The organism is Rhizobium pisi (assembly GCF_003938655.1).
Classification (GTDB): Bacteria; Pseudomonadota; Alphaproteobacteria; order Rhizobiales; family Rhizobiaceae; genus Rhizobium; species Rhizobium pisi.
Map to the genome: position 1 here is coordinate 139409 of NZ_RJJT01000001.1, position 12732 is coordinate 152140.

Here is a 12732-nt window from a genome sequence, read left to right on the forward strand (position 1 = left end):
CGACAGGAAAGTGACATAATGCATTTCACGACGCAAGAAGCGTGCCGGTTCCCACAACGCCTCATCGGGCCTTTGCCCGGCGGGCCGAAAGTGCGGCCACCGCCTGAACTTCGGTCAGAAGCCGCACCGGGTCCATCGGCTTTATCATGACGCGGTTGGCGCCGTTGAGCAGCACTTGGCGGCGTGAGTCGTCGCTCTTGTCAGCGGTCAATACGATCACCGGCACCGGGGCGAGATCGAGCCGCCTTTCGTGGCCGCGCAGGCGTCCCAGCATGTCGATGCCGTTGCCTCCAGGCATCGAGAGATCGCTGATGATGATGTCGGGCCGGGCATTCGCCTCGCCAAGGGCACAATCGAGCAGCGTCTCGAAATCCTCGACATGGCGCACTTTATGCCCGCCCTTTTCCAGGATGACGCGCACCAGCATGGCATTGATCGGATCGTCCTCACCGAGCAGGATGCTGAGCCCACTCGCCGCAACCATCGTCTCCGCCACCGAAAGGCCGAAGCCGGGCTGGTTGTCGTTCAGCGCGTCGCGTTTCTCCATGCCGCGCATGCGCCCGCGCAGCACGTCGATGAGCGACTGTTCGCGCAGCGGCCGGATAAGCCAGGCATCGAACAGGTCGAGCGGGTGGGCGCTGCGCTCTTCCGGATTGACGAGGAGAACCTTGCGCAGCCCGAGGGCTGCAATTTCGACGCGGTCGGCCAGATGCGTGGAAAACTCCGCCGACATGCGATGGTCGACGATAATATCGGTCGGCCGCCGTCCGCCGCCGGCCATGCCGAGCAGTGTCGTGCGCGCGCTCTCGCCGTCGCCGACGAGATGGCAGAGGCCGCCGAGCGCGGTGATGGTCTCGGCGATCGCGGTGCGCGCGGCCCCTGCCGGCGCCAGCAACACGACGCTGTTGCCGGCAAGCAGCGTGTTTCGCCGGTCAGCCCGCTCGCTGCCGATCTCGACGGGGAAGCGGATGGTGAATTCGCTGCCTTTGCCCTTTTCGCTGGCAACGGTCAGCGCGCCGCCGAATTCGCGCATGATGCGGGCTGAGATGGCAAGGCCGAGCCCGGTGCCGCTGCTCTTGTCGGCAACGGTCCCGCCCTGCTCGAATTCGCCGAAGACCCGCGCCTGCTCCTCCGGTGTCATACCGGGACCGGTATCCGTCACGGTGATCAGCAAGTCGCTGACATCAAGCGCCACGCGGATGAAGACGCCGCCGGCCTGGGTGAATTTTACGGCATTACCGATGACGTTGAAGAGCACCTGGCGCAGTCGCGCCGGGTCGAAGTTCATGTTCTCCGGCAGGTCTGATGACACCGTGGCGCCGATTTCGATGCCCTTTTCATGCGCGCGGTGGGCGAGCATCTCGACGACGCTTTCCAGAAGCTTGCGCAGCGATTCCGAGCGTGGATGCAACTCGAAGCGGCCGACCTCGATGGTGGAGAAATCGAGCAGATCCTCGACGAGCTGCGTCAATGCGTGGCCGGACTGGCGGATGCTGGCGAGATAGTTCTGCTGTTCCTGCGTCAGCCGCGTCTCCGCGATCAGATGCGTCATGCCGAGAATGCCGGAAAGCGGTGTGCGCACCTCATGGCTGACGGTCGCAAGCAGCCTGGATTTTGCGGCGCTGTTATATTCGGCCTTCTGCCGCGCCTCCTCGCGGGCCTGCGCAACGAGCCGCTCCTCGGTCACATCGCGGGCAACGCTCTGCAGCAGCAGGCGTCCATCCGCCGGATCGCGGGTGACGACGTCGCGCCAGAGGAAGATGCGCTGGCCTTCCGGGGTCGAAATCTCGACGTCGTAGCAGTGCGGTACGGGGCCGGGGCGGAACGCAAGCCCGATCTCCTCGCAGGTGCGTCCCTCGGGGCGTGGCCGTCCGGTGAGGCGGCGAAACGTGTCGTTGGCGCTGATGATGCGCCGGTCCATGGTGCGGCTGGCGGTGATGTCGCCGAGGACGTCGTGCACATCGGCAAACAGTTTCGCCCCGTCGTTCCACTCCGGCATCGATTTGCCGGCGGGCTGCCCGGTTCGGCGCCGCCGAACCATGAGGACGGCGTAACTCGCGATGACGGCAAGGCCGAGAACGACGAGGCCGCCCGAAAGGAGCAGCGGATCGCTGGCATGGGCAAGCAGCGTCAGGATCGTTGCGGCAAGAAGGCCGGCTCCGCCAAGCCAATAGACCAGCAGGAGCCTCGTGGCTGCGGCCCCCCTCTTGTCCTCATCGGCTTGCCGACGTGGCGATGCGCCAAGTCGCGAGGGAGAAGCCTCCGTCCGCATCTCAAGCGGCTTGGCGGCGGGTCCCCCGAAGGCGGCGGACAATCTTTCCTGCAACTGTCCCAGGTTGTGCATGGTATCTAGCTAACATGAGGCTCCTTCCGAATGCCTTCAGGAATTCGATAAGATTTTAGCGGCCGGCCTTTTTCGGCAGCAGAAGCTCGTCGAGGATGACGCAGCCGGCCCCGATCGTGATGAAGCTGTCGGCGAGATTGAAGACCGCGAAGGACCAGCTTTCGGTGTGGAACAGGATGTAATCGATCACGTGGCCGTAGGCGAAGCGGTCGACGAGATTGCCGATCGCGCCCGCGATGATCAGCGCATAACCGAGATGGGCGAGCCAGCGGTCCTTCGCCGTGCGGTACCACAGCCAGATGACGAAGGCGACGATGACGAGCCGCATGCCGACGATGAACCAGCCGTCCATGCCAGACAACATGGAAAAGGCGACGCCGAGATTGTAGGTGCGGTAGAGCGCCAGCATCGGAATGACGGGAACGGCTTCCTGCAACGGCAGGTAATGATCGACGGCGATCTTGACGACCTGGTCGATGAGGACGGCGACGACGATGAAGAGGAGGATCGGCGCCGGGCGCGAAAACAGCGCGGGGCGTGCGTGCGTCTGTTCGGTCATTTGCCCTCGGCAAGTGAGAGGAGATGGCGGCGCGCCTCGAAAAGCATGACGGCGGTGGCAACGGCAAGGTTCAGGGAATCGGCGCGGCCCTGCTGCGGAATGCGGGCAAGCGCGTCGGCTTCCTTGGCGAGTTGATCCGGCAGGCCCGATTGTTCGTTGCCCATCAAGAGCACGACCGGCTTTTTCCGGTAGTCGATCGTGCGGTAGTCGACCGCGCCGGCAAGATGCGTCGCGACGACGGACACGCCGGCGGATTTCCGCCAGGCGATGAATTCCTCCGGTGTCGCTCGTGCGACCGGAACGGCGAAGACCGAGCCCATGGTGGCGCGCACGGTTTCGAGCGAGAAGGGATCGGTCGCCTCTCCGACCAGAATGACGCCGGAAGCGCCGGCCGCATCCGCCGTGCGGATGATGGTGCCGAGATTGCCGGGGTCGCGCACGCGGTCGAGCGCCACCCAGGTCTCGCCGTCCCTCGGCCGGATATCCCGCAGCGGCTTCCAGCGCTGCTCGAAGATGCCGACGACCATCTGCGGATTGTCGCGGCGGGTGATCGAGGCAATCACCTTTTCGCTGACTTCGAGCACGAGCCCGCCCGCAGCGACGGTCCTTGCCGCCATCTGCTCGACCAGCGGCTTACCCTTGGCGGCCTTGGCATAGACCAGCGTGCGGATCGTCCAGCCGAGTTCGATCGCGTCGATGACGAGCTTCAGTCCCTCGGCCAGGAAAGTGCCGCTTTCCTCCCGCGACTTCTTGTTCGTCAGCGCCTTGATGTCCTTGATGATGGGATTGGCAAGCGAGGTGACTTCCTTCACCTGCCCGACCCTGCGCGGTCCCTGATCGTGGAAGTCCTTGCTCATTTCGGCACCCAGCGGGAAAAGAGGGAGGTGGAAAGCGCCCGACCCTGCGTCTTGCCGTCGGTGCCTGCCTCGCGGATCACCAGCTCGCCGGATTCGACCACACCGCCGGCGCCGCGCATCGTCTCGCGCATCAGCTCGTGGATCGAATAGAAGCTGGCGCGGATCGAATAGGCCGTCAGCACGAGGCCGGCCGCCTTCGGCGACAGGATCTCGCGGCAGATGTCGAGCATCAATGGCAGATGTTCGAAGAGATGCCAGACTTCGCCATTGGGGCCGCGGCCGAATTTCGGCGGATCGGTGAGGATGATGTCGTACTGGCTGCCGCGGCGTTCCTCGCGCAGGATGAATTTCATCGCATCCTCGCAGATCCACCGGATCGGCAGTTTCTCCATGCGCCCGAGCGCCTGGTTTTCGCGCGCCCAGCCGATCGCCTTCTTCGACGCGTCGACATGGGTGACCTCGGCGCCCGCCGCGGCCGCGACCAGCGAGGCGACACCGGTATAGCCGAAGAGGTTCAGAACCTTCAGCGGCCGGCCCGCCTTTTCGACCTGATCCTTCATCCAGCTCCAGTGTACGATCTGTTCGGGAAAGACGCCGACGTGACGGAAGGAGGTGAAGCGGCCGAGGAAATCGACGCCGAGCAGGTTGAGCGGCCAGGTTTCTCCGAGCGCCTCCTTCGGGAAACGCCAGCGGCCGGTGCCTTCCTCGTCGGTATCGCCGGTGAAGACGGCATCGACCTTTTCCCAGATCTGGGGCGCCAGCGAAGGCTGCCACAGCGCCTGTGCCTCCGGGCGGATGATGCGATAGGGGCCATATTGCTCTAGCTTTTCGCCATTGCCGCTGTCGATCAGGTGGAAATCACCGGCGCCGAGCGATTCGAGAATGACGGGCACGCGCTCGGTCGGACGCTCGCCGCTGCGCGCCATCAGAGGGCGCCCGGCCGCGACCGGGGCCGGGGTCTCGCGCACCGCCTCGCGTGCGACCGCGGGCCGCGCGACCGGCTTCGATGACCGATCCGCGCGATCGTCCCTGCGGTTTTCACCGGAGGGACCTGATGTCTTCTTCTGGCCCGGCCGGCGTTCTCTTTGTTTCAACGTGCTCTTCCGCGTCTCTGTCGGATGTTTTTATGGTTTGCGACCTCTAGCCCAGAAGACCGCGCGGGATCAACTGCGCGCCGAACCTTGCCCCGCAAAAGGACAGGTTCTCCCGGCACGGCGTTTATTTCAAGCCCTCGACGTCTCGCGTGCGAAGCCAACTTTCCGCCGCATAGAGGGCGGCGACATGCATCGACTGCATGATGACGGTGCCTGACTTGATGTCGTCGAGAATAACGGCGAGATCGGTAAACAGCAGCTCGACCTTCTCGCCGGGGTCGAAACACGGCTCACCAGCCCTGCTCAGGCCGAGCGCCAGCCAGCTCGTCACCATATTGCTGTGGCTTGATGCATTCGGATAGGAGGCGAGCAGCTTGACGAAGGTCGAGGCTTCATATCCGGTCTCTTCCCTGAGTTCACGCCGTGCTGCCGCCATCGCCGCGTCGCCGGCCTCGATGTCGCTTGGTTCGACGCCGCCGCCAACGAGACCGAGCACGATCTCGTTGCGGCCGTGCCGGTATTCCCGCGTCAGCAGCACGCGCCCGTCAGGCATCAGCGGGACGACGTTGATCCAATCAGGATAGTCAAGCACGTGGAACGGCGCGACGACAGTGCCGTCGGCGGTGAGGCAATCGTCGCTCCTGAGCCGGATCCAGCGATCCTCATAGGTGATGCGGCTTGCCGTCACGCTCCAGGGCTTCAAGTCGTCGTTCATTGGCCAATTCCTTGCTCCCGATCGAGCCCGGCAGATAACATTCCGCTCCGCCTTGGCAAAGCGCTTTCCCGCTGGGATAAGAGGGGCGAATCGGAGATGGGGCTGTCGAATGGATTTCACCGGCGAAGAACGCATCGCCGCGCCGCGGGACGTCGTCTGGGCGGCGCTCAACGATCCCGAGATCATGCGCGGCTGCATTCCGGGCTGTCAGAGCATCGAGAGACTATCGCCGGGCACGTTCGAGGCGACGATCAAGGTGAAGTTCAGCCTGCTGTCCGCCACCTTCCACGGGCTGCTGACACTCTCCAATGTCCATGCGCCGAACAGCTATACGCTGTCGGCCGAAGGCAAGGGTGGTCTTGCCGGCTTCGCCAGGGGCAGCGCCGATATCGTGCTCGAGGAAAGAGGCGCGGAGACCATCCTGCATTACCGGGCGAAGGCCGAACTTGGCGGCCGGCTCGCTCAGCTCGGCGCCCGCCTGCTCGATTCGACCTCGCAGAAGCTCTCCGAGGGTTTCTTTTCGGATTTCAACGCCGCCGTCGTCGCGAAGATGGAGGCCGGCTGATCTCCTGCCGGTGCCCAGCTTGGGACTTGGCGAGGGCAGGGGCTTGCTTTAAGTCGGCGACATGACATGGATCATCAGGCCGCCGAAGGCGGAAGATCAGGAAGTGCTCGCGGAGATCTATCTTTCCGTGCGCCGGGAAACATTCGTCTGGGTCGATCCCGGCAAATTCCATCGCGAGGATTTCGCCGCCCACACCAATGGCGAGACGATCTTCGTCTGCGCGCATGCGGATGGCGGCGTGGCAGGCTTCCTCTCGCTCTGGCCGGCGGATGATTTCATTCACATGCTGTACATACGCCCGGAATTCCAGGGCCGCGGCGCCGGGACGGCGCTTCTGCGGGCGCTGCCGGAATGGCCGCAACACAGATACCGGCTGAAATGCCTGGTGAAGAACCGGCGAGCAAAGGCCTTCTACCTCTCCCACGGTTTCAACGTCACCGGCAATGGCGCGTCGCCGGAAGGCGATTATGAGGAATTGAGCTTTTTCCCGGCCTGACCGGCTGCCGAAGCCGGTCGCAGAAATATCGAACGAGTTTTATCGCGACGGCAGCTGCCCGGCGATTTCCTCGGCGCGCGTCTTGTGGCGGTCGGCCTCGCTTTGCCAGCGGATGGCCTCCTTGGCCTCGGTGCGGGCACGTTTGCGGTGTTTGCCCTGGCTGAACCAGGTGGCGGCCGAGCCGATCAGCATGCCTGAGATCAGCGCGATGAAGAGGAAGACGAAAAGGGGTGCGGAAACCGCAAGCACCTGATCATCAGGCCGGAACGGGTTGAAGGCGAGCGTGACGCTCTGCCGGTTGGCGACGCAGAAGACGATGAGGATGACGCCGAGCGGCAGCAGAATCAAAAGGTTGATGATCTTCTTGGCCATTTGAGGTCTCCACATGCCGGATTGCGCCGATTTTTGTGAGGGCGCGTTTCATCTTACAGCGCAGCGCATTTTTTCAAATGCGCAATGGACGCTGCAACACTTAAAATCTACGCATCGGCCCGAAAATCGATTCCGATTTTCGGGCCGATGCGCTAGCAGAATAGGAAAACGGCCATCGAGTTCAAGTGCGGTTTCGCCGCAGGCGGCTTATGCCGCTCAATCCTCTTCGTCGGCCTGGCCGGGATTGAGCCGCTCACGCAGTTCCTTGCCTGTTTTGAAGAAGGGAACCCACTTCTCCTCGACGAACACGGTATCGCCCGTCCGCGGGTTGCGGCCGGAGCGGGAAGGGCGGTTCTTGACCGAAAAGGCGCCAAAGCCGCGCAATTCGACTCGGTTACCCGCAGCCAGTGCATCCGTGATCTCGTCGAGAACCGCGTTGACGATATTTTCGACGTCGCGATGATAGAGATGCGGGTTGCGTGCCGCAACTATCTGCACCAATTCAGACTTGATCACAGTCGCCCCCTTAAATTATTGATTTCTTATCAATCGTGGCCAACCTGCCAAACTGAAAGCAGCCCGTCAAGAAGCAACTTTGGGGGCAGGATTCCATTGATATCCTGGCCTTTCATGAGATCATCATAACCGAAGATCGTAATCAACCGCGAAACAGCTCCAGCGAGCAGGAAAGGCGTATTGCTCTTCTTGTCCCAGTCCACCATCGGCAATTCGCTGTCGATGCCGCGCGATTTGAGATAGGCGCGGATTTCCGGTTCGCCGCCGATCGTATCGACGAGTTTTACCTTCAGCGCCTGCCGGCCGGTGTAGATCGTGCCGTCGGCCAGCTTCAGCACGTCCTCGCGCGGCAGCTTGCGCCGGTCGGCGACGAGGTCGACGAACCAGTTGTAGCTGTCGACCACCATGTTGCGGATCATCGCCTTGGCTTCCTCGCTCGCCTCGTGGAAGGGCGAGGGTTCGGCCTTCAGCGGCGAGGATTTGATCTCCTGCAGCGACACGCCGATCTTGTCGAGCAATGGCTGGATTTGCGGATATTGGAAAATGACGCCGATCGAGCCGGTGATCGAGCTGTCGCCGGCGATGATCGTATCGCCGGCGGTGGCAATCATGTAGCCGGCGGAGGCGGCAAGCGTGCGCACGTCGGAGACGACGGGCTTCTTGGCTGATATCGCCCGGATCGCCTTGAAGATCTTTTCCCCGCCATAGGTCGTGCCGCCGGGCGAGGAGATCGAAATCACGACCGCCTTCACCTGTTTGTCGATCTCGATCTTCTTCAACCGCTCCAGAAGCTCGTCGTCGTCGACGATCAGCCCCGATATCGTCACATGGGCGATATGCGGGCGCGCCGTCCCGCCATCGCCGAAGGTGAAGGCGTAGAAGGCGAAACCGAGCGCCACGACGAGCGCCACTGCCACGATGCGCCAGAAGCCGAGCTTGCGGCGCAGCCGCCGGCGATCCGCGATGATCGAACTGTCCATAAAAACCTCCAGCGCTGGCTCCGGTTCCGGCAGGTGGCCGAGGAACCCATGCAAAATTAGGGTGGCAACAGTGCGTACGAATGCCACTTTTTGATGTTTTTCCGTTTTGTTGCTTGTTGCAGAAAAAATTCCATATTGGCAAGCCAATGTAATAATGCGAAACGAACTGTGATTGGCGGCCGGGCTTTGTTATGAAGGCGCGGCGATCACCGCACATGGACGAGGCCTATGCTCGATACCCTGAAGAACAACGGAAATGCCGCTTTTGCGGGGTCCGGCAAGACCCCCTATGGCGATGCGTTGTTCCATTCCGCTCGCGTGCGGCGGCTGAAGATTCTGCTGCCGGCGGCGGCCCTTGTCGTCTCGGCGGTCTTTATCGCCGTGTCGGTGATCCGCACCTATCTGCCGGAAAACATCAAGATCGAAGGCGCCAAGATCGAAAACGGCAAGGTCGTGATGGAAAAGCCGGCGATCTCGGGACGCAATTCCGACGGCATCAACTATTCGATGCTTGCCGAAAGGGCGCTGCAGGATATCCGCAATCCCGATCTCATCACGCTCGAGACCATCAAGGCTGCCGTGCCGATGAATGACGGCCTGATCGCCCGCGTCGTCGCCTCGACCGCCGATTACAACCGCTCCACCGACAACCTGCACATGACGGCCCCCTTCACTCTGGTGCTGAGCAGCGGCCTCAACGCGAATTTCCAGTCCGCCCGGCTCGAGATCAAGGGCGGAAACATGCGGAGCGACGACCCTGTCACCATCACCAAGGACAACGCTTCCATTGTTGCGCGGTCGATGGAGATAACCGATAAGGGGCGCGTGATCACATTCGAGGGGAATGTTCGCATGAATGTCGATCCATCCACCATCCATAAACAGGGCACCTAACCAGCCGGGTCATCCATGACAAAAGATTGTCGCATTTCCACTTGCAAGACTGGCATTGCTTTCATTGCCGGCGCATTTGCCCTTATTTTGACGGCATCGGGCGCGGGCGCGCAGTCGACCACCATGTCGGGCATGAAGCTTTCCAACGACCAGCCGATCCAGATCGAAAGCGACAAGCTGGAAATCCACGATCAGGAACACACGGCCCTTTTCACCGGCAACGTCAAGGTCGTCCAGGGCACGACGACGTTGCAGTCCGGCAAGATGACCGTCTATTACAAAGACAAGGCGGCAAAGGCGGGCTCCGCTACGGCGGCGGCTCAACCTGAGGCAAAGCCGCAACAGTCTGGCTCGCTTGCGTCTGGAAGTGCAGATATCGACAAGATCCTCGTGACGGACAAGGTCTACCTGGTTTCTGGCACGCAGACGGCGACTGCCGATGACGGCAACTTCGACATGGCCTCGCAGACATTCATCCTCACGGCGAATGACGGAAATAAGGTTATTCTGTCGGATGGGCCGAACGTCTTTACTGGCTGCAAACTGACCGTTCACATGCAAACCGGCCAGGCGGAGCTTGAAAGCTGCGGCGGGCGTGTCCAGATTCAGCTCGATCCGAAGTCGCAGCCGTCTACATCGCAGCAGAAGCAGAACTGAGAAGCCGGCCTCCCACGTGAAATTAACATCGCTATCCACCATGTTCGGCAAGCCCGAGCCGCAAGCTGCGGGTGCCGCCGACAAGAGCCGCTATCAGGGAACGCTGATCGCACGTGGTCTGACGAAGACCTATGCGACGCGTCGTGTCGTCAACGGCGTCTCGCTGGTGGTGCGCCGTGGCGAGGCCGTCGGGCTGCTCGGTCCGAACGGCGCCGGCAAGACGACCTGTTTTTACATGATCACCGGCCTTGTGCCGGTGGACGAAGGCACGATCGAGATCGACGGAAACGATGTCACGACCATGCCGATGTATCGCCGCTCACGCCTCGGCGTCGGTTATCTTCCCCAGGAAGCCTCGATCTTTCGCGGGCTGACGGTGGAAGAAAATATTCGCGCCGTCCTCGAAGTGCATGTGAAGGACAAGGCCGAGCGCGAGCAAAAGCTGAACGAGCTCCTCGAGGAATTCCATATCCAGAAGCTGCGCAAGAGCGCTGCCGTCGCCCTTTCCGGTGGTGAGCGTCGCCGCCTCGAAATCGCCCGCGCCCTTGCGACCGACCCGACCTTCATGCTGCTCGATGAGCCCTTTGCGGGCGTCGACCCGATCTCGGTCGCCGACATCCAGAATCTCGTTCACCACCTGACGGCGCGCGGCATCGGCGTTCTCATCACCGACCACAATGTGCGCGAGACGCTGGGCCTCATCGACCGCGCCTACATCATCCACGCCGGCGAGGTGCTGACCCACGGCCGTGCAAACGACATCGTCAACAATCCCGAAGTGCGCCGACTCTATCTCGGCGATAATTTCAGCCTTTGACGCCAGATCTGGATGATTTCAGGCCGCATCGGCCTGAAATCATCCGGATCTCAATCAAGGAATGAGGGCCTGATGTCGTCCGAAAACCGCACACAGTTTTCGGCATGATGCTCCAGTTGGAGAAATTCACCTTGCGGCATAGTTCCACTTGACCAAATCCAATAAAAAAGCAATTTTTGGGCCAAGTTGGAATTCCGTGGCCTGAAGCGTTGATCGGACGCGGTTTCCCAAGGAATCGTGGGGAGTTTTGCGTTCGTCATGGCACTGTCGGCCAACCTTTTCCTGCGCCAGAACCAGTCCCTGGTGATGACTCCGCAACTGATGCAATCCATCCAGTTGCTGCAGATGACGCATTTCGAGCTCACCCAGTTCATCGCCCAAGAAGTGGAGAAGAATCCGCTGCTCGAATTTCCGTCGAATGACGGCGAGGCGGGCAGTGAGCGCGGCGAAGCCGAGGACGGAGAATATAGCCATCAGCCGGAGGACGCCGCTTCGGACGACGGCTACGACAACCGCACCGAGGCGCTTTCCAGCGACTGGTACGATAACGGCGGCAGCGCCAGCACGAGCCGGCTGAGCGACGAACTCGACGCCAATTATACCAATGTTTATCCTGATGACGGTGGGCCGCAGCGCCTCGATGCGCCAGAACTCGTCAGCCAGTGGAAGTCGATGCCGGGCAGCGGCGAGGTCGCCGATTACGATCTTGACGATTTCGTCGCCGGTCAGGTATCGCTGCGCGATCATCTCGCCCAGCAGATTCCGTTCGTGCTACCTGATATGGCCGACCGGCTGATCGCGCAGAACTTCGTCGATCAGCTCGATGATTGCGGTTATCTGCAGACCGATATCGTCGAAACCGGCGAGAGGCTGGGCACGAGTCTTGCGCAGACCGAACGCGTGCTCGCCGCCCTTCAGACGCTTGATCCGCCGGGTGTTTTTGCCCGCAGCCTCGCCGAATGCCTGGCGATCCAGCTCAAGCAGAAGGATCGTTACGACCCCGCCATGCAGGCGCTGGTCGAAAATCTCGAACTCCTGGCACGGCGCGATTTCGCCACGCTGAAGCGGCTCTGCGGCGTCGACGAGGAAGACCTTCTCGACATGCTCGGCGAGATCCGCCAGCTCAATCCGAAGCCCGGCAGCGGTTTCGAGACAGGCGTTTCCGAAGCGATCATGCCTGACGTCGTCGTCAGGCCCTCCTCGGATACCGGTTGGTTGGTCGAGCTCAATCCGGATACGCTGCCGCGCGTGCTTGTTAATCAGTCTTATTTTTCCCGTGTGACCAGGAATGGAGAGGATCATGCTTTTCTCTCCGAGTGTCTGCAGAGCGCCAATTGGCTGACGCGCAGCCTCGATCAGCGGGCAAAGACTATCATGAAGGTGGCGAGCGAGATCGTCCGCCAGCAGGATGCCTTCCTGCTGCACGGCGTCGACCACCTGCGCCCGCTCAATCTGAAGACGGTCGCCGAAGCGATCAAGATGCATGAATCCACCGTCAGCCGCGTCACCTCGAACAAATACATGTTGACCCCGCGCGGTCTCTTCGAGCTCAAATATTTCTTCACCGTTTCGATCAGCGCCGTCGAGGGCGGCGATAGTCATTCGGCCGAGGCCGTGCGTCACAAGATTCGCGCCCTGATCATGCAGGAGAGCCCGGACGCAGTGCTCTCCGACGACGATATCGTCGACATGCTGAAGAAGGGCGGTGTCGATCTCGCTCGCCGCACGGTTGCCAAATACAGGGAGGCGATGAACATCGCTTCCTCCGTCCAGCGCCGCCGCGAGAAGCGGGCGCTTGCCAAGGTCGCCGGCTTCTGACGCGGTAATGCTTCGGCCGTGATCGAAGCATCCTCCCATAAATCCCGC

Annotated in this window: 14 protein-coding genes; 6 read left to right on the forward strand and 8 right to left on the reverse strand. The window is 61.7% G+C overall.

Annotation, left to right across the window (positions count from 1 at the left end; translation table 11 throughout):
* Positions 1 to 61 precede the first annotated feature (61 nt).
* The 5 genes from EFD55_RS00740 to EFD55_RS00760 form a co-directional block, all read right to left on the reverse strand.
* Positions 62 to 2344 (reverse strand): PAS domain-containing hybrid sensor histidine kinase/response regulator, encoded by a 2283-nt coding sequence (locus EFD55_RS00740; RefSeq protein WP_125842025.1) that lies wholly within the window; start codon positions 2342 to 2344, stop codon positions 62 to 64.
* A 55-nt stretch (positions 2345 to 2399) separates the two neighbouring features.
* Entirely contained in the window at positions 2400 to 2903 is a 504-nt protein-coding gene (gene lspA / locus EFD55_RS00745; protein WP_125842026.1) for a signal peptidase II, read from the reverse strand.
* Positions 2900 to 3760: a TrmH family RNA methyltransferase gene (locus EFD55_RS00750; RefSeq protein ID WP_125842028.1), complete on the reverse strand. Its 861-nt coding sequence runs from the start codon at positions 3758 to 3760 to the stop codon at positions 2900 to 2902. Before EFD55_RS00750 ends, lspA begins: the two co-directional genes overlap by 4 nt.
* Positions 3757 to 4854: a class I SAM-dependent methyltransferase gene (locus tag EFD55_RS00755; protein ID WP_125842030.1), complete on the reverse strand. Its 1098-nt coding sequence runs from the start codon at positions 4852 to 4854 to the stop codon at positions 3757 to 3759. Before EFD55_RS00755 ends, EFD55_RS00750 begins: the two co-directional genes overlap by 4 nt.
* Positions 4855 to 4978: 124 nt before the next feature.
* Complete coding sequence (locus EFD55_RS00760) at positions 4979 to 5569, reverse strand: NUDIX hydrolase (protein ID WP_125842032.1); 591 nt, start codon at positions 5567 to 5569, stop codon at positions 4979 to 4981.
* 109 nt (positions 5570 to 5678) lie between these two features.
* Here EFD55_RS00760 and EFD55_RS00765 point away from each other — a divergent pair, with 109 nt between their 5' ends.
* Positions 5679 to 6134 (forward strand): SRPBCC family protein, encoded by a 456-nt coding sequence (locus tag EFD55_RS00765; protein ID WP_125842034.1) that lies wholly within the window; start codon positions 5679 to 5681, stop codon positions 6132 to 6134.
* 61 nt (positions 6135 to 6195) lie between these two features.
* On the forward strand, positions 6196 to 6630 hold the full coding sequence (locus EFD55_RS00770) for a GNAT family N-acetyltransferase (protein WP_125842035.1): 435 nt from the start codon (positions 6196 to 6198) through the stop codon (positions 6628 to 6630).
* Between the two features lie 39 nt (positions 6631 to 6669).
* Here the strand turns inward: EFD55_RS00770 and EFD55_RS00775 are convergent, their stop codons facing one another.
* The 3 genes from EFD55_RS00775 to sppA form a co-directional block, all read right to left on the reverse strand.
* Positions 6670 to 7002 (reverse strand): LapA family protein, encoded by a 333-nt coding sequence (locus EFD55_RS00775; protein ID WP_125842037.1) that lies wholly within the window; start codon positions 7000 to 7002, stop codon positions 6670 to 6672.
* Positions 7003 to 7218: 216 nt separating this feature from the next.
* Positions 7219 to 7518, reverse strand: a complete 300-nt coding sequence (locus tag EFD55_RS00780; protein WP_003544934.1) for an integration host factor subunit beta — start codon at positions 7516 to 7518, stop codon at positions 7219 to 7221.
* Between the two features lie 29 nt (positions 7519 to 7547).
* Complete coding sequence (gene sppA / locus EFD55_RS00785) at positions 7548 to 8498, reverse strand: signal peptide peptidase SppA (RefSeq protein ID WP_125842039.1); 951 nt, start codon at positions 8496 to 8498, stop codon at positions 7548 to 7550.
* Between the two features lie 228 nt (positions 8499 to 8726).
* Between sppA and lptC the strand changes: the two genes are divergently transcribed.
* The 4 genes from lptC (at position 8727) to rpoN (ending at position 12684) form a co-directional block, all read left to right on the forward strand.
* A complete protein-coding gene (gene lptC / locus EFD55_RS00790; RefSeq protein ID WP_125842041.1) occupies positions 8727 to 9392 on the forward strand; it encodes an LPS export ABC transporter periplasmic protein LptC in 666 nt (221 codons plus the stop codon).
* A 15-nt stretch (positions 9393 to 9407) separates the two neighbouring features.
* Complete coding sequence (locus EFD55_RS00795; RefSeq protein WP_125842043.1) at positions 9408 to 10049, forward strand: LptA/OstA family protein; 642 nt, start codon at positions 9408 to 9410, stop codon at positions 10047 to 10049.
* A 40-nt stretch (positions 10050 to 10089) separates the two neighbouring features.
* Positions 10090 to 10866: an LPS export ABC transporter ATP-binding protein gene (gene lptB, locus EFD55_RS00800; protein WP_008524521.1), complete on the forward strand. Its 777-nt coding sequence runs from the start codon at positions 10090 to 10092 to the stop codon at positions 10864 to 10866.
* A 258-nt stretch (positions 10867 to 11124) separates the two neighbouring features.
* Complete coding sequence (gene rpoN, locus EFD55_RS00805) at positions 11125 to 12684, forward strand: RNA polymerase factor sigma-54 (protein WP_125842045.1); 1560 nt, start codon at positions 11125 to 11127, stop codon at positions 12682 to 12684.
* The last annotated feature ends 48 nt before the right edge of the window (positions 12685 to 12732 follow it).